Consider the following 25,839-nt stretch of genomic DNA (forward strand, 5'->3'; position numbering starts at 1 on the left):
GCCGCCGCGGAGGCGGGTTCCCGTCCCGACCAGATGCGACGGGTCGCGCTCGCGAGCGCCGTCGGCACGACGATCGAGTGGTACGACTACTTCATCTACTCCACCGCGGCCGCGCTGGTGTTCGGCTCGCAGTTCTTCACCACTCTCGAACCGGCTTCGGCCACGCTGGCCGCGTTCGCGACGCTCGGCGTCGGGTTCCTCGCCCGCCCGATCGGCGGGATCCTGTGGGGGCACTTCGGCGACCGCGTCGGCCGCAAGGCCATGCTCATCGCCTCGTTGCTGCTGATGGGCTTCGCCACGGTCGGCGTGGGCCTGCTGCCCACCTACGACCAGATCGGCATCGCCGCGCCCGTGCTGCTGCTGGTGCTGCGCCTGCTGCAGGGCCTGTCCGCCGGCGGGGAGTGGGGCGGCGCCGCGCTGATGGCCGTGGAGCACGCGCCGGCGGGCCGCCGCGGGCTGTACGGCTCGTACTCGCAGATCGGTGTGCCCGCCGGGCTGATCCTCGCGCAGCTCGTGTTCGTGGCCGTCGGGGTGCTCGACGACGAGCAGTTCCAGGCCTGGGGCTGGCGGCTCCCGTTCCTGTTCAGCATCGTGCTCGTGGCAGTCGGGCTGTTCATCCGGCTGCGCATCGAGGAGAGCCCGGTGTTCAAGGCCCTCAAGACCGACCAGGTGCGGGCCCGTCTACCGATGCTCGACGTGCTGCGCGAGCGGCCGCGCGAGCTGGTCATCGCGTCGGTCAGCTTCATCGCGAACACCGCGATCGGTTACGTCTTCCTCGCCTACCTGCTCTCCTACGGCACGTCCGTGCTGGAGGTCGACCGCACCACGATGCTGATCGTGGTGATCATCGGCAGCGTCTCGTGGCTGGTCAGCATCGTGGCCTCGGCCCGGTGGTCGGACAGCATCGGGCGCAAACCGGTGTACCTCGTCGGCTCGGTGCTGCTGGTGGTGTGGCCGGTGCCGTTCTTCCTGCTGATCGACACCCGTTCGACGGCGCTGATGATCCTCTCCGTGATCGTGCTGACGATCGGGCTGGGCGCCTCCTACGGGCCGCAGTCGGCGCTCTTCGCCGAGATGTTCGACGCGCGCTACCGCTACAGCGGGGCGTCGTTCTCCTACGCCGTCGGGGCGGTGCTCGGCGGCGGCTTCGCGCCGCTGATCGCCACCTGGCTGCAGACCTCCACCGGCACGTCGCTGTCGGTGTCGGGGTACATGGTGGTGGTCGCGGTGATCAGCCTGCTCGCCGTCATGGCCATCCGGGAGACGCGGCGGCGGTAGCGCGGATCTACCGCCCGCGGGTCTCGAGGAGGACCTCGGGGAACTGCGGGGAAGGGCCGTCGAGCAGCGGGGCGTGCACGCCCTTCAGGTGCGTGTCGAAGAAGGCGCGTGAGTAGGTGTTCACGATGCTGATCGCCCGCTGGGCGCCGACCGTGCCGCTGAGGCCGGCCGGCTGCAGGAACGGCGAGACCAGCGGGAAGTCGGAGAAATCGGTGTGGAACATCCCGGGGACCAGCACCTCGTAGCCGGCCCCGGGGAGTCGGGCGAAAACCGCGCGCATCGTCGAGTGGGTCTCCTCGACGTCCGACTGCGACCAGCCCTCGCGCTGCATGGTCGCGGCGTCGCGGGTGATCCACATCACCGGTTGCCGCAGACCGTCGGCCACGACGTCGGCGGGCAGGAAGACGTCGATGGGCAGGCAGGCCCGCAGGCGGGCGTCCCGGTGACAGGTCTCGCCGGTGACGGCGCCGCCGAGGGACACCCCGAACATCCCGACGTGCTCCAGGTCCAGCCGTCCGGTCAGCTCGCCGTCCGGGTCGGCCCGGTCGAGGGCGGTGATCCGGTCCAGCGTGAACGACGCGTCCTGCGCGAGGAAAGGGATCACGCCGTCGATGAAGGTGCGGTCGAGCATCCGGGGATCCATGCCGACCACCCGCCCGTCCGGGAACGCGACGCCGGCCGCGGCGTGCGGGTGGTCGATCGTCGCGACCACGTACCCGTGTGAGGCGAGCTCCTCGACCTGCGCCGTGTTGTGCTGGCGGTAGCCGCCGCGCCCGTGGGAGAACAGCAGCACGGGATAGCGGCCCCCGTCCGCCACCGGTGCGTCCGCCACGGCGTGCGTGCGGACGTGCTCGAAGTGCCGGAGGACGAACTCCGGCAGGCCCATCAGGCGGGCGAGTGGCCCGAGCACACCGGCGTCCCGGACGTAGGGGGCGCGCGGGGCCGACGGCACGGCCGTGGCCGGGTACCACAGCTGCACCACCAGCTCGCGCCGGTCGTCGGGCTCGGCGGTGAAGACGTCCGCGCGTGTCGTGTCGACCCAGTGGTAGGTCCGCGTGCCGATCGCGTACGGGCCGGTCGGGGTGGGGAGGGCGAACACCGGGGCGGCCACCGGGAGCGCGATCGCGACGGCCAGCACCAGAACTCCGACACCGGCCGCGATCCCGGCGCCGCGACCCGCGACCCGGCGCGGCGCGGCCGTCCTCACGAGCCAGGCGAGGGCGAGCAGGCCTGTCAGCGCGTAGGCGGGGACCAGCTGCCAGCGCGACCCGTCGACGAGGAGCTGCGCGGTCAGCGCGGGGAGCGGGACGAGCGCGAGGTGTCGCGCCCCACCGGTCGACCGGACGACCAGCACGAGGAGGGCCAGCAGGTCCGTGGCGAGCAGGAGGGTGTCGAGCGGGCGCATCTGCGGTAGCTTCCTCGCGAACTGAGACTGAGGACTTGAGACACCATATCTCAAGTCGCGAGGAGGTCATGTGCCGGCCGAACGCGCACCCACCGGACTCGGACGACGCCGACAGCGGCTCACCGACCAGGAGACCGAGCGGCGCATGCTCGACACGGCGATCGGCATGGTCAACCGCACCGGCCTGACGGTGAGCCTCGAGCACATCAGCCTCGAGGAGGTGATCAGGGACGCGGGCGTCGCCCGCAGCGCCGTCTACCGCCGCTGGCCCTACAAGGACCTGTTCTTCAGCGACCTGCTCCGCGAGCTCGCCCGCGCAGCGGCACCGGCATCCGTCGGCGGGCGCGCGACGACGGACACCCTCCTGGCCGGCATCGCGGCGGAGCGCCTCGAGGCGCTCGGCACGCCGGAGGGGCGCCGCACGTTGCTGCTGGAGCTGTTCCGGCGCGAGCAGGACTTCGAGATCGTCCACCGCTCCACGGAGTGGCGGACCTACCTCGCCCTGCACGCCACGTTCCTCGGCCTCCCCGACGGCGCCCTGCAGGACGAGGTGCGCTCCGCGCTCACCGAGTCCGAGCGGGGCTTCACCACCCGGATCGCCGCGGCGTGGCAGGAGTGGTCCGAGCTCTTCGGATACCGGCTGCGGCCCGCGCTCGGCACGCGGTTCACCGTCCTCGCCGGCCTCGTCAGCGCCCATTTCCGCGGAATGCTCCTCATGTCACCGACCAGCCCGGACATCGCGTCCGCGGATCTGGACGCCGACCCGTTCGGCACGGGCGAGACCGCGCGCTGGCCCGTGCGGGCGGTGGCGCTCGCCGGCATCGCGCTCACGTTCCTCGAGCCCGACCCCGCGGTCGTCTGGGACGAGGCTCGCCTCGCCGCCGTGCGGACGCAGCTGACGTCCTTCCTCTCCGGCTGAGCCGCCACGCGTCGTGGCCGGCGCCGGCCCGGCAGGGCCATCTACCAACCGGTCCAGCGAGGAAGTGCTGACCCGGCGAAGCCGCTGGTGGCCCCCGGACCACACGTCCGGGTCGGCTGCGCGGCCCGGCCGTTTCCCCGTGCTCGCCGCCGAGCATCCCGGTGCCGTCTGCTGATCAGGGCTGAGGACGAGTCCTCGATCGAGGAACGACGAGAAGGGAGCCATCATGGCGATCACCATCGACGACCCGGCCCGGCTCAAGGGCACGCAGGTGCGCGGGGGTGACGGCAGCAAGCTGGGCAACGTCGAGGCGGTGTACTTCGACAACGAGACCAACCGTCCGGCGTGGGTCTCGGTGTCCAGCGGTCTGTTCGGCTCGCACGTTTCGATCATGCCGTTGCAGTCCGCGGACTTCGACGGGGGCGAGCTCCGGGTCCCCTACGACAAGGACGCCCTGAAGTCGGCGCCGCACCACGACCCCGGCCACGAGCTGAGCCCGCAGGACGAGGACGACCTGTTCCGCCACTACGGCATGAGCCACGACGGGATGAGCCACGGCGGCGACAACCGGACGCGGCAGGACAACCGGCGTGACACCCGTGGCCGCGGCACGGACGACGCCATGACCCGCTCCGAGGAGCGGCTGCGCGTGGGTACCGAGACGCACGAGACCGGTCGGGCCCGGCTTCGCAAGCACGTGGTGACCGAACACCAGCAGGTCGACGTCCCGGTGTCACGCGAGGAGGTGCGGGTCGAGCGCGAGCCGATCACGGACGCCAACCGCGACGCGGCGTACAGGGGCGCGGAGATCACCGAGGATGAGCACGAGGTCACGCTGCACGAGGAGCGTCCGGTCGTGCGCACCGAGACGGAGCCGGTGGAGCGCGTCCGGCTCGGCACCGAGAAGGTGCGCGACACCGAGCAGGTGGGCCGCGACGTCCGGCACGAGGAGATCGATGTCGACGAGGAGGGCACCGACCGCAGGCGCCGGTGACCGGCTGCCGCCGCGGCCCCGTCCCGCTCGGGACGGGGCCGCGGCGCGTCATGGGGCCAGCGTGTCCCGGACCAGGAACGCGGCACCCGGGACGTCCGGCGCGGCGACCTCGCGGAAGCCGAGGCGGTCGTAGAACGCGCGCGCCCCGGTGTTGCGTCGGGACATGGACAGGTGCATCTGCGCCACCCCGGCCCCCCGCAGCGCCCCGAGGAATTCACCGACGAGAGCCCGCCCGTGCCCGGCGCCCTGGTACCCGGGGAGCAGGTCGATGTGCAGGTGGGCGGGATGGTCGGCCACCTGCGCCACGAGCATCCGCTCCGGACGGTGCAGGGCCGCGGACAGCTCGTCGTCCGGAGTGCGGGCCGAGCTCGGCGGAGGCGGGTAACGCACCTCCACGGTCGGCAACCAGACGCGCCGGAACCACGAGACGAACGCGGATGTGTCGGCCGTCCCGAGCACGTACCCGACGGCCATGCCGTCGTCGTCGAGCACGAACGCGAGCTCCGGCTCGTGCTCGACGTAAGGCAGTGCGTAGATGGTCGGCAGCAGGCCGGGGTCGCGGTACTTCGCGCTCGCATCGCCTCCCGCGTCGCCGGTGCGGATGCAGATTTCGGCCACGGCGGCCCGGTCGGTGGGTCGGTAGCGACGGATGGTGGGCACCGGATCACGTTAGTGCGGCGGCCACGACCGTTCACGGGGTCATGCACCGTCCACCCGCAACGACCCGGCCCACACCCCTTCGCTGCCGACGCACCCCTTCTCCGGCCACGCGACCGGTCGACGGGGTGCGTGAGGACTCCCTCGGCTGGGCGCCGCGCAGCCTGCCGCTGTTCCTCACAGTGGCCCTGCCTCGTAGCCCGGGGTTGCCGAGCTCGCGATCATGACGCCGAGCCGGCGCGCGAGAAGTACATGAGCGTGGCCGCGAGGGCGCTGGCGTGCGACTCAGCCGCACCGACGCCGAGAAAGCCGGCGGACGTACGTGGAGCGATGCACACGCCGCGATCCGAGCCGTCACTCCGTGCCGTCGTCACCGGGGGCTCCCCGGCCGAGCGCGGCCAGCACGTCCAACGCCCCGGCGAGCACCTCGAGCGGTGGCGTGGCCAGGGCCAGCCGTACCGCGCCGGGCGCGTGTCCCGGGCCGGCGGCGTACGCGGCGGCGGGCGTCACCGCGATCCCCCGCCGCGCCGCGGCCGCGACGAACGTCTCCGCGCGCCACTGCGCGGGCAGCTCCCACCAGCAGTGGTAGGCGGCCGGGTCGCCGCGGACCGCGAAGCCGGCCAGCCGCTGCGCCACCAGCTCCTGGCGTCGAGCCGCGTCGCCGCGCTTGGCCGCCTGGATGCGCGCCACCACCCCGTCTGCCATCCACCGGGTCGCCGCCTCCAGGTTGAAGGTCTGCGCCATCCAGCCCCCGGCACGGATCGCGGCGCTCACCCGCTCGTGCCGGGACGCGGGCGGGACCACGAACCCGAGCGAGCAGCCGGGGGCGACCCGCTTGGACAGGCTGTCGACCACCACCGTGCGCTCCGGCGCGAACACCGCGAGCGGCGGTGGATCGTCGCGCAGGAACGAGTAGACCCGGTCCTCGATCGCCGGGATGTCACGGTCGGCGAGCGCGTCGGCCAGTTGCTCGCGCCGCCGCACCGGCATCGTGGCGCCCAGCGGGTTGTGCAGCGTCGGCTGCACGAAGACCGCGTCGAGCCGGCCCGCGGCCCGGACCGCGCCGGGCAGCAGGCCGTCGCCGTCCATCGGCAGCGGGACGAGGTCCACGCCGAGCCGCGCCGCGATCGTGCGCGCCACCGGGTAGGTCAGCGCCTCGACGCCGAGCCGCCCGCCCACGGGTACCAGCGCACCGATCGCCGCGGCGATGGACTGCCGCCCGTTGCCGGCGAACAGGATCTGCTCCGGCAGTGGCGCCCAGCCCTCGCACGAGAGGGTCGCGACAGCCGCCTGCCGGGCGGCCGCGGTGCCCGCCGCACCGCCCGCGGCGAGGCCTGCCCGCAGCGCGTCGGGCCGCAGGAGACCGGCCAGCGCGGGGGCGAGCAGCTCGGCCTGGCCGTCGAGCACCGGGAAGTTCAGTTCGAGGTCCACCCCCTGGTTCGGGGGGTGCTCGGCGAGCGCCGGGCCGGGCGCGGGAGGCGCGGCCCGGACGAACGTGCCGCGACCGACCTCCCCGGCGATGAGCCCGCGCCGGGACAGCTCGGCGTAGGTGCGCGACGCGGTGGACACCGCGACCCCGCGGTCCCGCGCGAAACGCCGCTGCGTGGGCAGCCGGTCCCCGGCGCGGAGCCGACCCGCCGCGATGTCCGCGGCCACGACGTCGGCGAGCGCGCGGTAGTCCTCCATCATTGCTCCGAGGTCATTGTCGGCGTGTCGAGCTATTGAACCCAGGTTTTGTACCGCGCAAACTCGGAGCGGTCAATCCGAGAGGAATCCTTGAGATGCGTACGATCGTGCTGGATCGGACGGTGCTGGCCTACGACGACGTCGGGCCCGACCACGGCGTGCCGCTGCTGCTGGTGCACGGGCACCCCTTCGACCGCTCCATGTGGGCGCCGCAGGTACGGCGCTTCGGTGCCGACCGCCGGGTGCTCGTCCCGGACCTGCGGGGTTACGGAGCCAGCCCTGGAGCGGTCCCGGAATGGTCGGCGTTCGCCGACGACCTCGCGGCGCTGCTGGACGGGCTGCGCGTGCCGCGCGTCGCCGTCGCCGGGCTGTCGATGGGCGGGCAGATCGCCCTGGAGCTCTGGGCACGCCACCCGCACCGCGTCGCCGGCCTGCTCCTCGCCGACACCACGGCGGCGGCCGAGACCGCGGCATCGCGTGCGGCCCGTCGCGCGCAGGCGGCGCAGCTGCTCCGCGAGGGCATGGACCCCTACGCCGTCGATGCGCTCTACCTGATGGTCGGCCCCGACGCGCCACCCGCGGTGGCGGGGCACGTGCTGGAGATGATGCGCGGTGCCGATCCCGCAGGCGCCGCCGCGGCCCAGCGGGCGCGGGCGGACCGGCCCGACCGGCGGCCCGACCTGGCGGGGGTCACCGTGCCGACGGTCGTGGTCGTCGGCAGCGAGGACGCCTACACGCCGGTGGCCGATGCCCGCACGATCGCGGACGGGGTTCCGGGCGCGGAGCTCGTGGTGGTGGACGGCGCCGCGCACCTGCCCAACCTGGAGCGCCCGGACGCGTTCGATGCGGCCGTGGCACGCCTCCTCGAGCGGGTCGACGCCCCGTGATCGCGAGTTTCGGGTGCCCATTGCTGTGATCACAGCAATGGGCACCCGATAGTCGCGATCTTCGGGTGCAGTTGTCCCGAACCGGCCCGCCGCGGCGCCCACGCTGGCAGCATCCCGGTGGTGACCACCGCCGTCGCTCCCCGCATCACCTCGCTGCACGTCTTCTGCGCGGTGCTCGCGGTCGCGGTGCTCGCGCGGCCGCTGCTCACCGACGCGCTGTCGGTGCCGGTGCTGCAGACCGCGGCCACGGTGTTCGTCGCCGTCTGCGTGCAGGCGGTCCCGTTCCTCGTGCTCGGCGTGCTGCTCTCGGGCGCGATCGCGGCGTTCGTCTCCCCCGCGGCGCTGCGCCGCGCCCTGCCCGACCGGCCGGCCGCGGCCGTCCCGGTGGCGGGTGCGGCCGGGCTCGTGCTGCCCGGCTGCGAGTGCGCGTCCGTCCCCGTGGCGCGGCGGCTGATCGGCCAGGGCGTACCCGACGCCGCGGCGCTGACGTTCCTGCTCGCCGCCCCGGCGATCAACCCCGTCGTGCTCGTGGCCACCGCAGTGGCCTTCCCCGGCGAGCCGCGGATGGTGCTCGCCCGGCTCGCGGGCTCGCTCGCCACGGCGTGCGTCATGGGTTGGCTCTGGCAGCGGTTCGGGCAGGCGGGGTGGATCGCCGAGCGCGCCCGGCGCGCGGTGCCGCAGGCCCGTGGAGGCGGGCGGCTCGGCGTGCTCGCCGAGACCGCACGGCACGACCTGGTGACGGCCGGCGGCTTCCTCGTGCTCGGCGCGCTCGTGGCGGCGGTGCTGTCGGTGCTCGTCCCGCCGTCCTGGATGGACGCGCTCGCCGGGCAGCTCCTGCTCGCGATCCTGGTCATGGCCGTGCTGGCCGTGGTGCTGGCGCTGTGCAGCGAGGCCGACGCGTTCGTCGCGGCCGCGCTGTCCACGCTCCCCCTGCTGCCGCGGCTGGTGTTCCTCGTGGTCGGACCCGCCGTCGACGTCAAGCTGATCGCGCTGCAGGCCGGCACGTTCGGGCGCGCGTTCGCCGCCCGGTTCGCACCGCTGACGTTCGTGGTGGCCGTGCTCTGCGCGGTCGGCGCGGGCCTGGTGTTCCTGTGAAGCGCGACACCCAGCACGTCCTGCTCGTGCTGCTCGGCGGGGCGCTGCTGCGGATCGCGGCCGACGACACCTACCTGCGCTACGTCCGCCCCTCCCACCGGTGGCTGCTGCTCGGCGCGGGCGTGGTGATCGTGGTGCTCGCGGTCGTGGCGCTGCTGCGCGACCGCGCGGCAGCGCCCGCCGCCGACCCGCACGAGCACGGGGCCGCAGAGCGCCACGCCCCCTGGCTGCTGCTCGCCCCCGTCCTGGTGATCGCGCTGGTGGCCCCGCCGGCGCTCGGCGCCGACGCCGTGGCCAGGGCCGGGCCGCGCAACGCGGTGGTGCAGGCCTCCGACGTGTTCGCGCCGCTCCCCCCGGGTGGGCCGGTGGAGCTGAGCGTGGCCGAGTTCGTCGAGCGCGCGGTCTGGGACACCACCGGCACCCTCCACGGCCGTGAGGTGGTGCTCACCGGCTTCGCCGTGCGGCCCGGCGCGGCCGTCGAGCTGGCCCGCATGACCATCGCGTGCTGCGCCGCGGACGCCCGCCCGAGCCGGGTCCGGCTGGTCGGGGACGCGGGCGACCCGGCGCCCGACACCTGGCTGCGGGTGCGGGGTGTGCTGCGTGAAGGCAGCACCGGGGCGGACCAGGTGCCGGGGTTGGACGTGCAGGCGGTCGAGCAGGTCCCCGCGCCGTCGGACCCCTACGAGTACTGAGCGCCTCAGGCCCTGCGGATCTCCGACGACCACGAGAGGACCGCGGCGGCGGCCGCCAGCACCACACCGAGCAGCGCCTCCGCCACCGGAAGCCTGCCGGACACCAGCGCGTCCACGGCGGAACCCGCCGGCGGCAGCCACGGCTGCACCGCCGTGGCCATGACGACCGCGACGCCGAGGCAGAACGACCAGCCGATGCGGGTGACCACGGGCCGGGCGACGAGCAGGCCGACGGCCGTGCCCGCGGCGGCGCACGCGAGGTGGGCGAGGGCGCCGAGCAGCAGCACCGCGGGCGGGTACGGGTAGCGGCTCAACACCGCGGGCAGCAGCACCGAGGCCGCGGCGAGGACGAGGCCGCCGGCCAGCGCCACGAGCAGGGTGGCGGCCGCGACCCGCGCCGGGCCGCCCGCCGTCGCGATGGTGACGCTGCGCTGCTCGGGTGCCTCGGCGTTCGCCACGACCACGGCGAACCACGCGGCGGTCGGGTACACGGCGAGCGCCGACACCGCCCACGGGCCGGGCGGCGGCCCCGGGTCGCCGCCGAAGAGCACGGCCAGCACCGCGCCGTGCACCAGCACGGGGAGCAGGAAGCGCTGCGATCGGCCGACGTCCGCCGCGAGGTAGCGGGCGACGGCCGCCGTCCGGACGAGCGCCGCCGTCCACGCGGTCACGGGTGCCTGTCCTCGCGCCGGACGTCGAGCACGGAGCAGCCCCGAGCGAGCGCCGCAGCGAGGAGCCCGTCGCCCCGGTCGGCAGGGACCCGCACGGTCAGCGCCCCCGCCCCGAGCCACGACTCGCGCACACCGGGCAGGCCGCGCAGCGTCTCGGCCGGGTCGCCGGGGCAGCGCAGCTCGACGAGGGTGTGCGCGACGTCCGGTGGTCGGGACGCGGCATCCCGCGAGAGGATCCCACCGGCGATCCGGAACACGACGGCGCCGGGCAGCGCGGCGGCCCGGCCGGTGTGGTCGGCGACCAGCAGCGCCGCACCGGTCGACGCGGCCGCCAGCCGCCGATCCAGGGCGATCGCGGCCGCGGCGTCGAGCCCGGACCACGGCTCGTCCAGCACCAACAGCTCGGCACCGCACCCGAGCGCCTGTGCCAGGCCGACCTTCTGCACGTTGCCGGTGGACAGTTGGGCGACGGGAGCGTCGAGGTCCCCGCTGAAGCCGAGGTCGTCCAACAATGCGAAGCCGCTCACCCGGGGGGGCGCCGTGGATCTCCGCCATGTGGCGCAGGTAGGCGCGCGCCGGCATCCGGACCGACGCGGGCACGCGTCCGGGGAGGAACCCGACCACCCGCGGCCGGCCCGTCACCCGCCCCACCGTGGGCGCCGCCGCACCCGCCACGATCCGCAGGAGGGTGGACTTGCCCGTGCCGTTGCCGCCGACCACCACGACCGGGCGCCCCGCGGTGAGCTCCAGGTCGACCCCCGCCAGCACCTCGCCCCGACGCCGGTAGGCCTTGCGCACCCCGGCGATCCGCACCGGCCCGACCCCCACCCGGCCATCCTGCCGCGCCGTCTCAGCGCTCCCCGCGCCGCCCCACGAGGGCGCCCGTCATCACGTCGTCCGGGTCTCGCGGGCGCGGGCCCTCCGCACGGCGAGCACCACGAGCCCGACCACGATCAGCCCGATCACCACGTAGGTGACCGGCCCGAGCCAGCCCTCCACCTGCCCCCAGTTCTCGCCGAGGACCCAGCCGAGCGCGATGAAGGCCGCGTTCCAGACGCCACTGCCGACGGTGGTGAGCACCAGGAAGCGCCACATCGGCATGCCGGAGATCCCGGCCGGGATGGAGACGACGCTGCGCAGGAACGGGACGCAGCGGGCCAGCAGCACGACCTTGCCGCCGTGCCGGTCGAAGACCGCGTCGCCGCGTTCCAGGTCCTTCTGGCTGACGAACACGAACCACCGGTGCCCGGCCAGCCGGTGCAGCCGGTCGTAGCCCAGCCAGGCGCCGAGGCCGTAGAGCAGCAGCGCCCCCACCACCGAACCCGCGGTGGCAGCGGGCCAGACGGCCAGCACGTTCAGGCTGCCGGTGCGCGCGCGGAACCCGGCGAGCGGGAGGATCACCTCCGAGGGGATCGGCGGGATCACGTTCTCCAGCAGGATGAGCAGGCCGACGCCGAGCGCGCCGAGCCGGTCGACGATCGCGAAAACCCAGTCGGCCACGTGTCCAGGTTGCCCGAGTCGGGCGACGCCAACCAGTGCGTCGGGAGCGTCCGCCGCGGGTACTTCGTCGCGTGACGGTACGGACGCTGGGCGTCGAAGAAGAGTTCCTACTGGTCGACCGGCAGTCGGGACGGCCGCGAGCCGTCGGGCAGGCGGTACTCGCCGCCGCGGACGAGCTGACCGGCGAACTGCAGCAGGAGCAGGTCGAAACCGCGACGTTGCCCTGCCACACGCTCGACGAGCTGTCCGCGCAGGTGCGCGCCGCCCGGGACACGGCGGCCGCGGCCGCCGCCGGCGCGGGCGTCGCGCTCGCGCCGCTGGCCACCTCACCGCTGCCGGTCGAGCCCACCATCACCCCGTCGCGGCGGTACGCGGAGATGGCCCGCCGGTTCGGGCTCACCGTCGACGAGGAGCTCACCTGCGGCTGCCACGTGCACGTGGCGGTCGACTCCCCCGACGAGGGCGTCGCCGTGATCGACCGGATCCGGCCGTGGCTCGCCCCGCTGGCCGCCCTGTCGGCCAATTCCCCGTTCTGGGGCGGGGAGGACTCCGGCTACCGCAGCTACCGCACCCAGGTGTGGCAGCGCTGGCCGTCGGCGGGGCCGTACGCCCCGTTCGGCTCGGCCAGGGCGTACCGGGCGTTCGTCGACGCCGCGCTCGGCAGCGACACCCTGCTCGACGAGGGCATGCTCTACCTCGACGCCCGGCTGTCGCGGCAGCACCCGACCGTCGAGGTGCGGGTGTCCGACGTCTGCCTCGAGCCCGACGACGCCGTGCTGGTGGCCGCGCTCGTCCGGGGGCTGGTGCAGACCGCCGCCGACACCCGCGACACGGCCCCGGACCCGGTGCGCACCGAGGTGCTGCGGCTCGCGGCGTGGCGGGCGAGCCGCACCGGCATGGAGGGCGAGCTGCTGGACCCGCGGACCTGGCGCCCGGCCAAGGCCCCGGAGGTCCTCGACGCCCTCGTCGCCCACATCACGCCGGCCCTGGAGGAGGCGGGCGACCTGCGCGTGGTGCGCGAACTGCTCGACGCCGTGGTGTACCGGGGCACCGGGGCCCGGCGCCAACGCGAGGTGCTGTGCCGGACGGGCGATCTGACGGCGGTGGTCCGCGACGCGGTACACGAGTCCTGACCCGTCGCCCAAGAGGCGACGCTCCGGCTCCACGCTGACTCCACACACCCTGTAGCCACTTCACACAAGGCCCGCCTTGTGTGAAGTGGCTGCTAGGTGTGTGGAGTGCTCCGGAGTGGGGCCCGGGTTAGGCCGCCTTCGCTGCGCGGCTCCGCATGCTCTCCGGCACCTCGAAGCGGCTTCCGTAGCGCCTCGCCAGCTCGTCGGCGCGGGCCACGAAGCCCGCGACGCCGCCGGGGTACCCCTCGACGTACTGGACGGCGCCGCCGGTCCAGGCCGGGAAGCCGATGCCGAAGATCGAGCCGATGTTGGCGTCGGCGTCAGTGGTCAGGACGCCCTCGTCGAAGCACTTCTGGGTCTCGATGGCCTCGACGAACAGCATCCGCTCGGACAGCTCGTGCAGGTCCACGTCGTGGTTCGTGGCGCCCAGCTCGGTGCGCAGTCCCGGCCACAGCCGCGTCCGCCTGCCGTCGGCGTAGTCGTAGAAGCCCGCGCCGCCCGACTTGCCCGGGCGGCCGGCCTCGACGAGCCGGTCGATGATCTGCTCCGCCGGGTGCGGGTCCCACGTGCCGCCGGCCGCCTGTACCGCGGCCTTCGACTCGTTGCGGATCTTCTGCGGCAGGGTGAGCGTCAGCTCGTCCATCAGCTGCAGAACCGGCGCCGGGTAGCCGGCCTGCGCCGAGGCCTGCTCGATCGTCTGCGGGTCGATGCCCTCGGCGAGCATGGCGACGCCCTCGTTGAGGAACGTGCCGATCACGCGGCTGGTGAAGAAGCCGCGGCTGTCGTTGACGACGATCGGGGTCTTCTTGATCCCCAGCGTGACGTCGAACGCCTTGGCGAGGGTGGCGTCCGAGGTCTGCTCGCCGCGGATGATCTCGACCAGCGGCATCTTGTCGACCGGCGAGAAGAAGTGCAGGCCGATGAAGTCGGCCGGGCGGTCGACGCCCTTCGCGAGCTCGGTGATCGGCAGCGTCGAGGTGTTGGAGCACAGCAGCGCGTCCGGCGCGAGGTGCGGCGCGGCCTCCCGGAACACCTGGTGCTTGAGCTCGACCGACTCGAACACGGCCTCGATGACGATGTCGCAGCCGGCCAGGTCGGCGTAGGAGTCGGTGGGGGTGATCCGGGCGAGCAGCGCGTCGCCCTTCTCCTGGGTGGTCTTCCCGCGCTTGACGCCCTTCGCGACCAGGCCCTCGGAGTAGGCCTTGCCCTTCTGCGCGGCCTCGACCGAGACGTCCTTGAGCACGACCTCCCAGCCGGCGAGCGCGCAGACGTAGGCGATGCCCGCGCCCATCATCCCGGCGCCGAGCACCGCGACCTTCGTGGGCTGCCACTGCGCGTACCCGTCCGGGCGCGACTTGCCGCCGTTGATGGCCTGCAGGTCGTAGAAGAACGCCTTGGTCATGTTCTTCGAGATCTGGCCGGTGACCAGCTCGGTGAAGTAGCGCGCCTCGATGCGGAACGCGGTCTCGATGTCGACCTGGGTGCCCTCCACCGCCGCGCAGAGGATGTTGCGCGGCGCGGGCATCGGGGCGCCTTTGAGCTGCTTGCGCAGGTTGGCCGGGAAGGCGGGCAGGATCGAGGCGAGCTTCGGGTTCGACGGCGTGCCGCCGGGGATCTTGTAGCCGGGCTGGTCCCACGGCTGTTTCGCCTCGGGGTTGGCGGCGATCCAGGCCCGTGCCTTGTCGAGCATCTCCTCAGGGCTGCCCGCCAGCTCGTCGAGGATCCCGATCTCCAGCGCCTTGGCCGGCTTGTGCCGTTGGCCCTGCACGAGCACGTTCATCACGGCGTTCGCGATGCCGAGCATGCGGACGGTGCGCACGACGCCGCCACCGCCGGGCAGCAGGCCCAGCGTCACCTCGGGCAGCCCGTAGACCACGCCCTTGGCGTCGAGCCCGATCCGGTGGTGGCAGGCGAGCCCGATCTCAAGGCCCCCGCCGAGCGCGGTGCCGCCCATGGCCGCGACGACCGGGCGCCCGAGCGTCTCCAGCTTGCGGAACTGCCGCTTCACGATCGCGGTCTGCTCCATGTAGGCGGGCGCGTCGGCCGGCGTCGCCGTGCTCATCGTGTCGAGGTCGCCGCCTGCGAAGAAGGTCTTCTTCGCGGACGTGACGATCACTCCGGTGATGTTCTCCTTGTCGGCCACCAGCGCGTCGACGCACTCGCCCATCGCCTCGACGTAACGCTCGTTCATCGTGTTGGCGCTGCGGCCCGGGTCGTCGAGCGTGACGACGACGATCCCGTCCCCGTTCTTCTCCCAGCGGACGGCCTTCTGCTGCTCAGTCACGTGATGCCCTTTCAGGAGAGGCGCTCGACGACGGTGGCGATGCCCATGCCGCCGCCCACGCACAGCGTGGCGACGCCGAAGCGCTGGTCGCGGCGCTCGAGCTCGTCGATCAGCGTGCCGAGGATCATGGCGCCGGTCGCGCCGAGCGGGTGGCCCATGGCGATGGCGCCCCCGTTGACGTTGACCTTGTCGTGCGGCACGCCCATGTCCTTCATGAACCGCAGGACGACGGCGGCGAAGGCCTCGTTCATCTCGAACAGGTCGATCTGGTCGGCCGTCATGCCCGCGCGGGCGAGCGCCTTGCGGGTGGCGGGCGCGGGGCCGGTCAACATGATCGTCGGGTCTGCCCCGGAGAGCGCGGTGGAGACGATCCGGGCGCGCGGGGTGAGACCCGCGGCCTTGCCCGCCGCCTCGGTGCCCAGCAGGACGAGCGCGGCGCCGTCGACGATGCCCGAGGAGTTGCCCGCGGTGTGCACGTGCTCGATCGCCTCGACCCAGTGGTAGCGCTGCAGGGCCACGGCGTCGAAGCCGCCCTGGTCGCCGACCATCGCGAACGAGGGCTGCAGCCCGCCGAGCGCCTCCAGCGTGGTGCCGGCGCGGACGTGCTCGTCGCGGTCCAGCACGGTCAGGCCGTTGCGGTCCTTGACCGGCACGACCGAGCGGGCGAAGTAGCCGTTGGCCCACGCCTTCGCCGCGCGGGTCTGGGACTCCAGCGCGTAGGCGTCGACGTCGTCGCGACCCCAGCCCTCCAGCGTGGCGATGAGGTCGGCGCCGATGCCCTGCGGCACGAATCCGGTCTCGTAGGAGGTCTCCGGGTCCATCGCCCACGCGCCGCCGTCGGAGCCCATCGGTACCCGCGACATCGCCTCGACGCCGCCGGCGAGCACGAAGTCGGCCATTCCGGCGCGCACCTGGTGGGCGGCGTTGTTCACCGCGTCCAGGCCGGAGGCGCAGAAGCGGTTGAGCTGCACGCCCGCGGTGGTGTCCGGGAGCCCGGCGAGGATCGCGGCCGTCTTGGCGATGTCGCCGCCCTGGTCCCCGATCGGCGACACGACGCCGAGCACGACGTCGTCGATCGTGGCGGGGTCCAGCTCGGGGAACCGGTGGCGCAGCTCGTGGATCAACCCCACGACCAGCGAGACCGGCTTGACCTCGTGGAGCGAGCCTGAGGCCTTGCCCCGGCCACGCGGCGTGCGGACGGCGTCGTAGACGAACGCCTCAGGGATCTCAGGCATGGACAAGCCTTTCCTCGACGACCGGGTGAACCCCTCCGCTTTGTTACAGCAGCACTGTCACATAGGTCAAGCGGTGCCGTAATCTGCGCCTCATGTCAGCGCTATCGCCACCCGACCAGGGTGAGCTCCTGACGATCGACCAGCTCGCCCACCGCACGGGCATCACGGTCCGCACCATCCGCTACTACTCCGGGCGCGGCCTGCTCCCGCCCCCGCAGCTGCGCGGGCGCACCGGGCTCTACGGACCCGACCACCTGGCCCGCCTCGGGCTGGTCAGCGAGCTGTCGGCGCTCGGGTTCACGCTGTCGGCGATCGAAAGCCACCTGGAACGGCTGCCGCCGCACGTCGGGCACGCCGAGCTCGCCCTGCAGCGCGCGCTGCTCACCCCGTGGGTGCCGGAGGAGATCGAGGAGGTCGACCCCGCCGAGTTGGAGCGGCGTGCCGGTCGCGCGCTCTCGGCCGCCGACCTGGAGGCGCTCGAGAACCTGGGGGCGATCAGCGCGGTATCCGGCGGGCGCCTGCGCCTGCACGGCACCGGCGCCCTCGGCAGCGCGCTCGCCGTGATCGACTCCGGCCTGCCGACCGATGTGTGGCGGCGGGCGCACGAGATGATCGAGAAGCACACCGCGGCGCTGGCCGAGGACCTCATGGCGATGTTCCAGGACGAGGTGCTGCAGCCCTACCGCGACCGCGGCCGCCGCGCCGAGGAGCGCCACCGCCTGGCCACCGCGCTGTCCCAGCTCAAGCCGGTGACGGTGCTCGGGCTGGTCACGGCGTTCGGCCGCGCGGTGAACCGGACGATCCGCGAACGGATCGGCGACTGAGGAGAAGGGATCGGATGGCCGACTCGCAGGAGTGGACCTACCCGGGGCACGCGGGCGAGCTCGCCGCCCGCAGCTGGCAGGCGAACGGGCCGGGCGCGCGCTACGTGGCCCTGCTCTGCCACGGCTACGGCGAGCACATCGGCCGGTACGAGCACGTGGCCGACGCGCTGGTGCGCCACGGCGCGGTCGTGCACGGTGTCGACCACGTCGGCCACGGGCGCAGCGCGGGCGAGCGCGTGCTCATCCAGAACTACGAGCAGGTCGTCGCCGACTTCCACGAGCTCGCCGTGCGCACCCGCGAACCGGGCCTGCCCACCGTCCTGATCGGGCACTCGATGGGCGGCATGATCGCGGCGCGCTACGCCCAGCGGTACGCCGACGAACTGGCCGCACTCGTGCTGTCCGGCCCGGTGCTGGGGCGCTGGGACTCCGCGACGTCGCTGCTCGCGCTCGACGAGATCCCCGACACCCCGATCGACCCGGACACGCTCTCCCGCGATCCCGCCGTCGGCGCCGCCTACGCCGCCGACCCGCTGGTCTGGCACGGCCGGTTCGCCCGCACCACCCTCGAGGCGATCGCGGAGTGCCTCGACCGGATCCGCGCCGCCGGCCGGCTCCCCGACGAGCTGCCCACGCTGTGGGCGCACGGCGCCGACGACGCGCTGGTCCCGATCGACGGAACGCGAGAGGGCATCGAGCGGCTGCGCGGCGCCCGGTTCGAGCAGCGGATCCTGCCCGGCGCCCGCCACGAGATCTTCAACGAGACCACCAGCGACGAGGTCCTGGCGGAGGTCACCGCGTTCGTCTCCCGGGCGCTGTCGTGAGCGAGCTCTTCACCCATCCCCTCTCGGTCCGCTACCTCGAGGTCGACGCGCAAGGCGTCGTCTTCAACGCCTGGTACCTGGCGTACTTCGACGACGCGATGAGCGCGTTCCTCGAGGCCCGCGGCCTGCCGTACAAGTCGATGCTCGATGCCGGCTACGACGTGCAGCTGGTGCGCTCGGAGATCGACTGGAAGGCCGGGCTGCGCTGGCAGGACAGGGCCGAGGTGGCGGTGTCGACCGCCCGCATCGGCCGCACCAGCTTCGCCCTGGACTTCGAGGTGCGCCGCGACGGCCACGAGGTGACGTGCGCGGGCCGCACGGTCTACGTGGTGATCGCAACAGACGGCACAGGCAAACAGAAGATCCCGAAGCTGATAGCGGACGCGCTGGGCGAGCCGACCCCGCTGCTCCCCAGCGCCACTCCGCATACCCAGTAGGTACTTCGCACAAGGCCCGCCTTGTGCGAAGTGGGGGCTGGGTGTGCGGAGTCAGTGTTCGGCGGGTGTGCAGGCGCGCGCGGGGCGCGACAAGGTCCTCGCGGCGCGGTTCAGCATCGCGCGCACGATCCTCGGGTGCACCGCGCGCACCAGCGCGGAGTAGGCCCGGCCGCGCCCGTTGTGCAGCCGCACGACGGTGGTCAGCACCACGCGGTCCGCCTCGCGGCGCACCGACGCCCGGAAGTCGAGGTGGTTCGCGTCCGAGCCGAGCAGCACCTCGTCGTCGCACCGGGCGACGGTGTCGAACGCGGCCCGCCCGCCGCGGTCGATGCCCACCAGCCCGACGAGCACCTCGCGCAGGCCGAGGGCGGCCGCCACCCAGCGCGGTGGGTCGCGGAACACCGCGTCCGCCCAGGCCTGCGGGTCGACCGGCGTGCCCGGGAGCGCGGCGACGGCGTACGCGTCGCTCCAGTCGACGCGCGGCAGGGCCGCCGCGAGCAGCGCCGTGCGCGGCGGCGCGACGGGACGGGCCCGCGGTGCCTCCACCGCGACCAGCAGCCGGACCCAGGGCGACCGGCGGGCCGGGTGGGCCGGCTCGTGCCCGACCGCGCGCTCGGCGTTGTCGAACATCTCCTCGAGCACCGCGTCGTGCGCCCAGCGGACCGCGAGCGGCCAGGCCAGGCGCATGCTCCCGGTCAGGCGCCCCTCGGCGACGTGGCGCAGCAGCGTGCGGTCCGGCCCCGCCGGCTCCGCCGTGAACGTGTGCCCGCCGTCGAAGCCGTGGCCGGGCTCGAACGCGAAGGCGATGGCGCGCCCCGGCTCGTACCCGACCACCCGGTAGCGGATCGGGCCGTGCCCGCCCGCGGCACCGACCGCGACCGGCCCGTCCAGCACCATCGGCTCCCACGCGGGCGACGGCCACAGCACGTCGTCCGGCCCGCCGATCCGGTCCAGCAGCGGACCCACCACCTCGATCGGCGCGGGAACGAGCCGTTCGTGCACGTTGCGGACCACCGGACCACCTCCGTACGCCACCGTATGGAACTTCCGTACGGTAGCGTACGGACGTGACCGAGCGGAAGCGGCTGACTGCGCGCGACTGGACGGCGGCAGCTCTCGCAGCCCTCGCCCGCGGCGGGATCGCCGCCGTGGGGGTGGAGCCGATCGCGGCCTCGCTCGGCGCCACGAAGGGCAGCTTCTACTGGCACTTCAGCAACCGGGAGGCGCTGCTGGAAGCCGCCTTGGCGGAGTGGGAGCGCATCGACACCGAGGAGGTGATCGCGCTCGTCGAGGCCGAGCCGGACGTCCGGCGCAGGTTGCGGCTGCTGCTCACCGTGGCCGTCGGCGGGCACGACGGCAGCCCGGGCGAGCGGGTGGAGCTCGCACTGCAGCCTACCGCGAGCCATCCGCTGGTCGCCCCCGTGCTCGCCCGGGTCAGCGCGCGGCGCCTCGACTACCTCACCGCGCAGTTCACCGCTCTCGGCTTCCCACCCGCCCAGGCCCGGCAACGCAGCCTGCTCGCCTACACCGCCTACCTGGGCCACGCGCAGCTCGCGCACGCGACCCCGCAGGCCACGCCGTCCGGTGACGCGCTGCCGGCCTACGTGGACTTCGTGATCTCGACGCTCAGCGCCCGGTGACCGAGCGGAGGTAGCGCTGCACCCACCCGTCGGCGAGGTGTGCGGCCCACAGCTGCGCCACGGGGGCGTCCTCGTCGGCGTAGCGGTCCACCCGCTCCAGGCAGGCGCGGCGCAGCTGGCGCTTCGTCATGGCGAAGGTGTCGGCCGGGACGGCCGCGGCGGTCCCGGCAGCCACGGCCGCGGCCCGCGCCGACAGCTCCGCAGCCGGCACGACCTCGTGCACGAGCCCGAGCTGCGCGGCCCGCTCCGGCAGGTGGGTCTGCGCCCCCTTGACGAGCTCGCGCGCGCCCCGCTCACCCACGGCGGCGGTGAGCACCTCCAGCGCGATCCGGGGGAAGGGGACCCCGACACGGACCTCCGGCACGCCGATCCGCGCACCGCCCTCGGCCATCAGGACGGTGTCGGCGCAGGCCGCGAGCACGCAGCCCCCGGCGATCGCGTGCCCGTCGACGGCGGCGACGAGCGGCTTCGGCAGCTCGAACGCCGCCCGGAACGCCTCGCACAGCGCCGGGAGGAAGCGCGCCACGTAGGCCTCGCCCTCGGCCAGGCAGCGTTTCAGGTCCACACCTGCCGAAAAGGCTCGGTCGGATCCGGTGAGCACGACCGCGCGGGCCGGGTCGGCGGCCAGCGCGCGGAACCGCTCCGCGAGCGCCTGGCACAGCTCCAGGTCCATGGCGTTGACGGGTCCGTGGGCCATCCGCAGCACCGCCACCGGGACGCCGTCGACATCGAGATCCTCGCGTTCGATCACGGTGTCCGAACCTACCGGCGGCGCCGTCACGTGGCAGGCTGCGCATGAGCGCATCGGAACGACAGAGAGGTGGCGGAGCCATGCCGCAGCAGGTCCGCGGGATCGTCGCGCACAAGAAGGGCGAGCCGGTCTCGATGGAGACGGTGATCGTGCCCGACCCGGGGCCCGGTGAGGCGGTCGTGCAGGTGCAGGCCTGCGGGGTCTGCCACACCGACCTGCACTACCGCGAGGGCGGGATCAACGACGAGTTCCCGTTCCTGCTCGGGCACGAGGCGGCCGGGGTCGTCGAGTCGGTCGGCGAGGGCGTCACCGACGTCGCACCCGGCGACTTCGTGATCCTCAACTGGCGCGCGGTCGACGGCACCTGCCGGGCCTGCCGCCGCGGCGAGCCCTGGTACTGCTTCTCCACGCACAACGCCACGCAGAAGATGACGCTGGAGTCCGGCCAGGAGCTCTCCCCCGCGCTGGGCATCGGCGCGTTCATCGAGAAGACGCTGGTGCACGCCGGCCAGTGCACGAAGGTGAACCCCGGGGTGAAGCCCGAGGTCGCGGGCCTGCTCGGCTGCGGGGTGATGGCCGGGATCGGCGCCGCGATCAACACCGGGAATGTGGGGCGCGGCGACTCGATCGCCGTGATCGGCTGCGGCGGCGTCGGGATGGCCGCGATCGCCGGCGCGAAGCTCGCCGGGGCGACCACGATCATCGGCATCGACGTCGACGACCGCAAGCTCGAGTGGTCGAAGGAGTTCGGGGCCACCCACACGATCAACTCGCGCGAGCAGGACCTGGTCGAGGCCGTGCAGGCACTCACCGACGGCAACGGCGCGAACGTCGTGGTGGAGGCGGTGGGCCGCCCGGAGACGTTCAAGCAGGCGTTCTACGCGCGGGACCTGGCCGGCACGGTCGTGCTGGTCGGCGTGCCGACGCCGGAGATGACCGTCGAGCTCCCGCTGATCGACGTGTTCGGCCGCGGCGGGGCCACCAAGTCCTCCTGGTACGGCGACTGCCTGCCCTCGCGCGATTTCCCGATGCTGGTGGACCTGCACCTGCAGGGCCGGCTGCCGCTGGAGAAGTTCGTGACCGAGACGATCGCGCTCGACGGCGTCGAGGCGGCGTTCGAGAAGATGCACAAGGGCGACGTGCTGCGTTCGGTGGTGGTCCTGTGAGCCCGGTCGAGCACCTCGTCACGTCCGGCACGTTCTCCCTCGACGGCGGCACGTGGGACGTCGACAACAACGTGTGGATCGTCGGCGACGAGCGCGAGGTGCTCGTCATCGACGCTCCGCACGACGCCGACGCGATCGCCGAGGCCGTCGGCGACCGGCGCCTCGTCGCCGTGGTGTGCACGCACGGCCACGACGACCACGTGCGCAAGGCGCCGGAGCTGGCCGACCGGTTCGGCGCGCCGATCCTGCTGCACCCGGCCGAGGCGCCGCTGTGGGAGATGACCCACCCCGACCGCGCGCCGGACCGCGAGCTCGCCGACGGCGACACCGTCACGGCGGGTGGCGTGGTGCTGCGCGTGCTGCACACGCCCGGCCACTCCCCCGGCTCGTGCAGCCTGCACGCGCCGGAGCTGGGCACCGTGTTCACCGGCGACACCCTGTTCCAGGGTGGACCCGGGGCCACCGGGCGCTCGTTCTCGTCGTTCGACACGATCATCGACTCGATCCGGGAGCGGCTGCTGACGCTGCCCGGGGACACGACGGTCCGTACGGGTCACGGCGACTCGACGACGGTCGGTGGCGAGCTGCCGCACCTGGAGGAGTGGATCGCACGCGGTCAGTGAGGCAGAGTCGCGAAAAATGTAGCTCATCTTGTGCTACCTTTCGGTCATGACTCTGCCTGAGGGCGAGAGCATCGGCATCCGCGAACTGCGCCAGCACGCCTCGCGCTACATCGCGATGGCCAAGACGGGAAAGCGGGTGCCGGTCACCGAGCGGGGCAAGCTGGTCGCGTACCTCGTGCCGGCCGAGGAGCCGACGTCGACCTACGACCGCCTGGTCGCGGCGGGTCAGGTGCGGCCCGCCCGGGGGAACATCCTGGACACCCTGGCCTCGTTCGAGCCACTCGAGGCCGCGCCGGGTGAGAAGCCGCTCTCCGAGGTGCTGCGCGAGATGCGCGACGAGGAGCGGTATTGATCTACATCGACACCTCGGCGCTGCTCATGCTCGTCAAGACCGACGAGGCCGAGGGGCCCGCCCTCCGCGACTACATGACCGGGTCGGGCGATTCCCGCCTCGTCTCGAGCGCCTTGCTCGCCGTCGAGGCGCGTCGAGGCATCCTCCGGGGGCGTCCGGACGGCCTGCCCGAGGTGGGCCTGCTCCTCGCGGACGTCGCCCAGATCGAGATCTCGGACGCGGTCATCGAGTCCGCGAGCCGGCTCCCCGACCCGCTCCTGCGCTCCCTCGACGCCATCCACCTCGCCACGGCCCTGCTCATCCGCGACGAGCTGGACGTGCTGCTCAGCTACGACGAGCGCCTGGTCGCGGCGGCGAAGGCGCACGACATCCCCACCGCGAGCCCGACCCGGCCGTAGGGACCCCACGCCGTCGTCATAGTTCACCGCCCACGCCGGGGCGCCGTGAGCGTCGAGGTCACGATGACCGGAATCGCTCACCTGACCGTGCCGCGGGACCGGACCGCGACGACCGAGACGCCGAGCAACCCGGCCGCGGCACCGAACGCGGCGGGGTAGCCGAACGGGTCGGCCACGGCGCCGAGCCCGAGCGCGCCGACGCCCGTCCCGGCGTCGTAGGCGATGTTCCAGGCCGCGCTCGCGGCGCCGTAGCGATTACGGCCGAACGCGGCGAACAGCACGGTCAGCGCGTCGTTCTGGACCACTCCGAACCCGACGCCGACCATCGCGGCACCCAGCACGACCAGAGGGCCGCCGCCCGCGCCGAGCGCGACGACCTCCGCCACCAAGCCGGCCGCGGTGAGCAGCATCCCCGGAGCCAGCAGCCGGCCGCCGAGGCCGCGCCGGTCCACCAGCTCGCCCGCGACGAGCCGCCCGACCAGGGCGCCGCCCGACGTCGCGAGCAGCGCGACCGCCACGATCAACCCGGCGTCGGGCGCCGCGAGCGGGAGGAACGTGATCACCCCGCCCTGCGCGACCGAGCACGTGAGCATGGCCACGAGCGGCGCAGGCGCCGCGCGCGCGAGCGACCCGGTGTGCACCGCGGCGGGCTCGTCCACCGGCGAATGGCCCATGCGGATCGCCGGAACGAGCAGCGCGCCGACCACCGGCCCCACACCCGCGGCGACGAACACCGCGGTGAAGCCGATCCAGTCGACCATCGCGACACCGGCGGCGAGCAGCACGAGCTGCGGCAGCCCGACCGCGAGCCCGTAGCGCCCCGCGGCTCGCCCGTGCTGGGCCCGCGGCACGAGCTCGGCCACGAGCGCGCTCCCCGCGACCGTCGCGAGGCCGAAGCCGACCCCGCGGACCGCGGAGAGCGCGAGCACCGGCCCGAGGTCGGGCGAGAGGGCCAACAGCGGCGCGGGAAGGCCCAGCAGCGCCGACCCGAGACCCAGCACCCAGCGGTGGCCGAGGCGCGCGAGCAGCCACGGCACCGTGAGCTGGGTGGCCACCGTCGTCGCCATCAGGACGGCCGTGGTCGCGCCCGCGCCGAAGGCGCCCGAGCCGCCGCGCGCCACCCACAGCGGCACCACGGGCAACAACAGGGCGTACCCGCTGAAGCAGAACGCCGTGGCACCGAGCATCAGCCGGAAGGACGTGCCGGAGATCCCCGTGGTCGAGCCGGTCATCGCCGCCACCGCATCCCCGCCGTGCCCAGAGCGCCCGCCATCCCCCGAGCGTAGGTCGGCGCGGGGCGGGCATGCCGTCCACGGGTCGACCATGGGATTCGTCACCGGCCACGACGAATGGCCGCGACGGCACTATCGTGTCTTGTTAGCGGTGGCTCAGGATTGAGTTAGAGGTGGCTAATGCCGGACGCGTCGCGCGCGGTGCGCCGCCGTTCCGTGCTGGCCGCCGCGGGTCTGCTCACGCTGTCCGGGTGCGTCGCCGCGCCGCCCTCGCGCGATGAACCGATCGGCGACCGGCGGCTGCGGGTCACCACCACCACCAACTTCCTCACCGACACCGTCACGCGGATCGGCGGCGACCGCGTCGAGGTGACGGGTCTGATGGGCCCCGGAGTCGACCCGCACCTGTACCGGGCGAGCGCGGGCGACGTGCAGGCGCTACGCGGCGCCGACGTGATCCTCTACTGCGGCCTGCAGCTGGAGGGCCGGATGGGTGATCTCCTCGCCGACCTCGCCGCCCGCCAGCCCACCACCGCCGTCACCACCGGCATCGGACGGGAACGGCTGCTCGCCCCCGCCCCCGGCGCCGGCGAGGAGTACGACCCCCACGTGTGGTTCGACCCCACGCTGTGGGCCGACGTCAGCACGTCCGTCGCCATCGCACTCCTGCAGCGCGACCGGGCGCACGAGGCGGGGTACCGCAGCCGCCTCGACGGCTACCTCGCCGAGCTGTCCGCGCTCGACGCCGAGATCGCCCGCATGCTCGCCGCGATCCCGCCCCGGCGACGGGTCCTGGTCACCTCGCACGACGCGTTCGCCTACTTCGGCCGCCGCTACCGCCTCGACGTCGCCGGCATCCAGGGCATCTCGACGGCCGCCGAGGCCACCACCGCCGACGTCGAACGCGTGGCGCAGCTCGTGGCCGAGCGCGACGTCCCCGCGGTGTTCGTCGAGTCGAGCGTGCCCCGCCAGACGGTGGACGCCCTGCTCGCCGCCGCGGCGCAGCGCGGGGCCCGGGTGCGCGTGGGTGGGGAGCTCTACACCGACGCCGCGGGGGAACCCGGCACACCGGAGGGCACGTACGTGGGGATGTTGCGCGCCAACGCCGCTCGGATCGCGGACGGCCTCGGCGGGACGGACTAGGAGGGGGTAGCCG

General features: G+C 73.7%; 27 protein-coding genes and 1 pseudogene. 16 read left to right on the plus strand and 12 right to left on the minus strand.

Going from position 1 to position 25,839, the window contains the following annotated elements:
• The first annotated feature begins 33 nt into the window (after nt 1-33).
• On the plus strand, nt 34-1,278 hold the full coding sequence (locus CFP66_RS05940) for an MFS transporter (protein ID WP_094921617.1): 1,245 nt from the start codon (nt 34-36) through the stop codon (nt 1,276-1,278).
• Nucleotides 1,279-1,285: 7 nt separating this feature from the next.
• On the opposite strand, the gene CFP66_RS05945 is transcribed toward CFP66_RS05940, so the two are convergent.
• Nucleotides 1,286-2,683 (minus strand): hypothetical protein, encoded by a 1,398-nt coding sequence (locus tag CFP66_RS05945; protein WP_094920912.1) that lies wholly within the window; start codon nt 2,681-2,683, stop codon nt 1,286-1,288.
• 70 nt (nt 2,684-2,753) lie between these two features.
• Between CFP66_RS05945 and CFP66_RS05950 the strand changes: the two genes are divergently transcribed.
• On the plus strand, nt 2,754-3,602 hold the full coding sequence (locus CFP66_RS05950) for a TetR/AcrR family transcriptional regulator (protein ID WP_198961247.1): 849 nt from the start codon (nt 2,754-2,756) through the stop codon (nt 3,600-3,602).
• A 226-nt stretch (nt 3,603-3,828) separates the two neighbouring features.
• Entirely contained in the window at nt 3,829-4,596 is a 768-nt protein-coding gene (locus CFP66_RS05955; protein WP_094920914.1) for a DUF2382 domain-containing protein, read from the plus strand.
• Nucleotides 4,597-4,644: 48 nt separating this feature from the next.
• On the opposite strand, the gene CFP66_RS05960 is transcribed toward CFP66_RS05955, so the two are convergent.
• On the minus strand, nt 4,645-5,256 hold the full coding sequence (locus CFP66_RS05960) for a GNAT family N-acetyltransferase (RefSeq protein ID WP_094920915.1): 612 nt from the start codon (nt 5,254-5,256) through the stop codon (nt 4,645-4,647).
• Between the two features lie 351 nt (nt 5,257-5,607).
• Entirely contained in the window at nt 5,608-6,939 is a 1,332-nt protein-coding gene (locus CFP66_RS05965) for a PLP-dependent aminotransferase family protein (RefSeq protein WP_094921620.1), read from the minus strand.
• 95 nt (nt 6,940-7,034) lie between these two features.
• Between CFP66_RS05965 and CFP66_RS05970 the strand changes: the two genes are divergently transcribed.
• The 3 genes from CFP66_RS05970 (at nt 7,035) to CFP66_RS05980 (ending at nt 9,613) form a co-directional block, all read left to right on the plus strand.
• On the plus strand, nt 7,035-7,826 hold the full coding sequence (locus CFP66_RS05970) for an alpha/beta fold hydrolase (protein WP_094920917.1): 792 nt from the start codon (nt 7,035-7,037) through the stop codon (nt 7,824-7,826).
• Between the two features lie 117 nt (nt 7,827-7,943).
• Complete coding sequence (locus CFP66_RS05975) at nt 7,944-8,921, plus strand: permease (protein ID WP_369804959.1); 978 nt, start codon at nt 7,944-7,946, stop codon at nt 8,919-8,921.
• Nucleotides 8,918-9,613, plus strand: a complete 696-nt coding sequence (locus tag CFP66_RS05980; protein WP_094920920.1) for a TIGR03943 family protein — start codon at nt 8,918-8,920, stop codon at nt 9,611-9,613. The genes CFP66_RS05975 and CFP66_RS05980 overlap by 4 nt, the downstream gene beginning before the upstream one ends.
• 5 nt (nt 9,614-9,618) lie before the next feature.
• Here CFP66_RS05980 and CFP66_RS49035 read toward each other — a convergent pair whose 3' ends face one another.
• The 4 genes and pseudogenes from CFP66_RS49035 to CFP66_RS05995 all read right to left on the minus strand — a co-directional run bounded on the left by CFP66_RS49035 (nt 9,619) and on the right by CFP66_RS05995 (nt 11,784).
• On the minus strand, nt 9,619-10,284 hold the full coding sequence (locus CFP66_RS49035) for a hypothetical protein (RefSeq protein ID WP_094920922.1): 666 nt from the start codon (nt 10,282-10,284) through the stop codon (nt 9,619-9,621).
• Nucleotides 10,281-10,811 carry an ABC transporter ATP-binding protein gene (locus CFP66_RS49040; protein WP_233159165.1) on the minus strand — a complete coding sequence of 177 codons (531 nt, stop codon included), beginning with the start codon at nt 10,809-10,811 and terminating at the stop codon, nt 10,281-10,283. The genes CFP66_RS49035 and CFP66_RS49040 overlap by 4 nt, the downstream gene beginning before the upstream one ends.
• A gap of 169 nt (nt 10,812-10,980) precedes the next feature.
• Nucleotides 10,981-11,112: pseudogene (locus tag CFP66_RS50230) on the minus strand (ABC transporter ATP-binding protein); the annotation flags it as partial.
• A 60-nt stretch (nt 11,113-11,172) separates the two neighbouring features.
• Nucleotides 11,173-11,784 (minus strand): DedA family protein, encoded by a 612-nt coding sequence (locus tag CFP66_RS05995; protein WP_094920924.1) that lies wholly within the window; start codon nt 11,782-11,784, stop codon nt 11,173-11,175.
• A 71-nt stretch (nt 11,785-11,855) separates the two neighbouring features.
• Between CFP66_RS05995 and CFP66_RS06000 the strand changes: the two genes are divergently transcribed.
• Nucleotides 11,856-12,917 carry a glutamate--cysteine ligase gene (locus tag CFP66_RS06000; protein ID WP_094920926.1) on the plus strand — a complete coding sequence of 354 codons (1,062 nt, stop codon included), beginning with the start codon at nt 11,856-11,858 and terminating at the stop codon, nt 12,915-12,917.
• 127 nt (nt 12,918-13,044) lie between these two features.
• Here CFP66_RS06000 and CFP66_RS06005 read toward each other — a convergent pair whose 3' ends face one another.
• Nucleotides 13,045-15,201, minus strand: coding sequence for a 3-hydroxyacyl-CoA dehydrogenase NAD-binding domain-containing protein (locus CFP66_RS06005; protein ID WP_094920928.1), 2,157 nt, complete (start codon nt 15,199-15,201; stop codon nt 13,045-13,047).
• Nucleotides 15,202-15,212: 11 nt separating this feature from the next.
• A complete protein-coding gene (locus CFP66_RS06010) occupies nt 15,213-16,436 on the minus strand; it encodes an acetyl-CoA C-acetyltransferase (RefSeq protein ID WP_094920929.1) in 1,224 nt (407 codons plus the stop codon).
• 92 nt (nt 16,437-16,528) lie between these two features.
• Here CFP66_RS06010 and CFP66_RS06015 point away from each other — a divergent pair, with 92 nt between their 5' ends.
• Genes CFP66_RS06015 through CFP66_RS06025 form a run of 3 tightly spaced genes read left to right on the plus strand, consistent with a single transcriptional unit; the run spans nt 16,529 to nt 18,521 of the window.
• Entirely contained in the window at nt 16,529-17,260 is a 732-nt protein-coding gene (locus tag CFP66_RS06015; RefSeq protein ID WP_094920932.1) for a MerR family transcriptional regulator, read from the plus strand.
• A 14-nt stretch (nt 17,261-17,274) separates the two neighbouring features.
• Nucleotides 17,275-18,084 carry an alpha/beta hydrolase gene (locus tag CFP66_RS06020; RefSeq protein ID WP_094920934.1) on the plus strand — a complete coding sequence of 270 codons (810 nt, stop codon included), beginning with the start codon at nt 17,275-17,277 and terminating at the stop codon, nt 18,082-18,084.
• On the plus strand, nt 18,081-18,521 hold the full coding sequence (locus CFP66_RS06025; protein ID WP_094920936.1) for a thioesterase family protein: 441 nt from the start codon (nt 18,081-18,083) through the stop codon (nt 18,519-18,521). Before CFP66_RS06020 ends, CFP66_RS06025 begins: the two co-directional genes overlap by 4 nt.
• 51 nt (nt 18,522-18,572) lie before the next feature.
• Here CFP66_RS06025 and CFP66_RS06030 read toward each other — a convergent pair whose 3' ends face one another.
• Complete coding sequence (locus tag CFP66_RS06030) at nt 18,573-19,535, minus strand: DUF2867 domain-containing protein (protein ID WP_094920938.1); 963 nt, start codon at nt 19,533-19,535, stop codon at nt 18,573-18,575.
• 53 nt (nt 19,536-19,588) lie between these two features.
• Here CFP66_RS06030 and CFP66_RS06035 point away from each other — a divergent pair, with 53 nt between their 5' ends.
• Nucleotides 19,589-20,161: a TetR/AcrR family transcriptional regulator gene (locus tag CFP66_RS06035; protein ID WP_094920940.1), complete on the plus strand. Its 573-nt coding sequence runs from the start codon at nt 19,589-19,591 to the stop codon at nt 20,159-20,161.
• On the opposite strand, the gene CFP66_RS06040 is transcribed toward CFP66_RS06035, so the two are convergent.
• Entirely contained in the window at nt 20,148-20,912 is a 765-nt protein-coding gene (locus CFP66_RS06040; RefSeq protein WP_233159167.1) for an enoyl-CoA hydratase/isomerase family protein, read from the minus strand. The two genes, CFP66_RS06035 and CFP66_RS06040, sit on opposite strands and share 14 nt — an antisense overlap.
• Nucleotides 20,913-20,992: 80 nt before the next feature.
• On the opposite strand from CFP66_RS06040, the gene CFP66_RS06045 reads away from it, so the two are divergent.
• The 4 genes from CFP66_RS06045 to CFP66_RS06060 are packed head-to-tail and all read left to right on the plus strand — an operon-like array spanning nt 20,993 to nt 23,451.
• Nucleotides 20,993-22,078 (plus strand): S-(hydroxymethyl)mycothiol dehydrogenase, encoded by a 1,086-nt coding sequence (locus CFP66_RS06045; protein ID WP_094920943.1) that lies wholly within the window; start codon nt 20,993-20,995, stop codon nt 22,076-22,078.
• Nucleotides 22,075-22,701 (plus strand): MBL fold metallo-hydrolase, encoded by a 627-nt coding sequence (locus tag CFP66_RS06050; protein ID WP_094920945.1) that lies wholly within the window; start codon nt 22,075-22,077, stop codon nt 22,699-22,701. The genes CFP66_RS06045 and CFP66_RS06050 overlap by 4 nt, the downstream gene beginning before the upstream one ends.
• 46 nt (nt 22,702-22,747) lie before the next feature.
• On the plus strand, nt 22,748-23,053 hold the full coding sequence (locus CFP66_RS06055) for a type II toxin-antitoxin system Phd/YefM family antitoxin (protein ID WP_094920946.1): 306 nt from the start codon (nt 22,748-22,750) through the stop codon (nt 23,051-23,053).
• On the plus strand, nt 23,050-23,451 hold the full coding sequence (locus CFP66_RS06060; protein ID WP_094920948.1) for a type II toxin-antitoxin system VapC family toxin: 402 nt from the start codon (nt 23,050-23,052) through the stop codon (nt 23,449-23,451). The genes CFP66_RS06055 and CFP66_RS06060 overlap by 4 nt, the downstream gene beginning before the upstream one ends.
• Nucleotides 23,452-23,528: 77 nt before the next feature.
• On the opposite strand, the gene CFP66_RS06065 is transcribed toward CFP66_RS06060, so the two are convergent.
• On the minus strand, nt 23,529-24,683 hold the full coding sequence (locus CFP66_RS06065) for an MFS transporter (protein WP_094921621.1): 1,155 nt from the start codon (nt 24,681-24,683) through the stop codon (nt 23,529-23,531).
• A gap of 180 nt (nt 24,684-24,863) precedes the next feature.
• Here CFP66_RS06065 and CFP66_RS06070 point away from each other — a divergent pair, with 180 nt between their 5' ends.
• Nucleotides 24,864-25,826 (plus strand): metal ABC transporter solute-binding protein, Zn/Mn family, encoded by a 963-nt coding sequence (locus CFP66_RS06070; protein ID WP_094920949.1) that lies wholly within the window; start codon nt 24,864-24,866, stop codon nt 25,824-25,826.
• Nucleotides 25,827-25,839 lie beyond the last annotated feature (13 nt).

The sequence above is a fragment of the Pseudonocardia sp. MH-G8 genome, from assembly GCF_002262885.1.
Taxonomy (GTDB): domain Bacteria; phylum Actinomycetota; class Actinomycetes; order Mycobacteriales; family Pseudonocardiaceae; genus Pseudonocardia.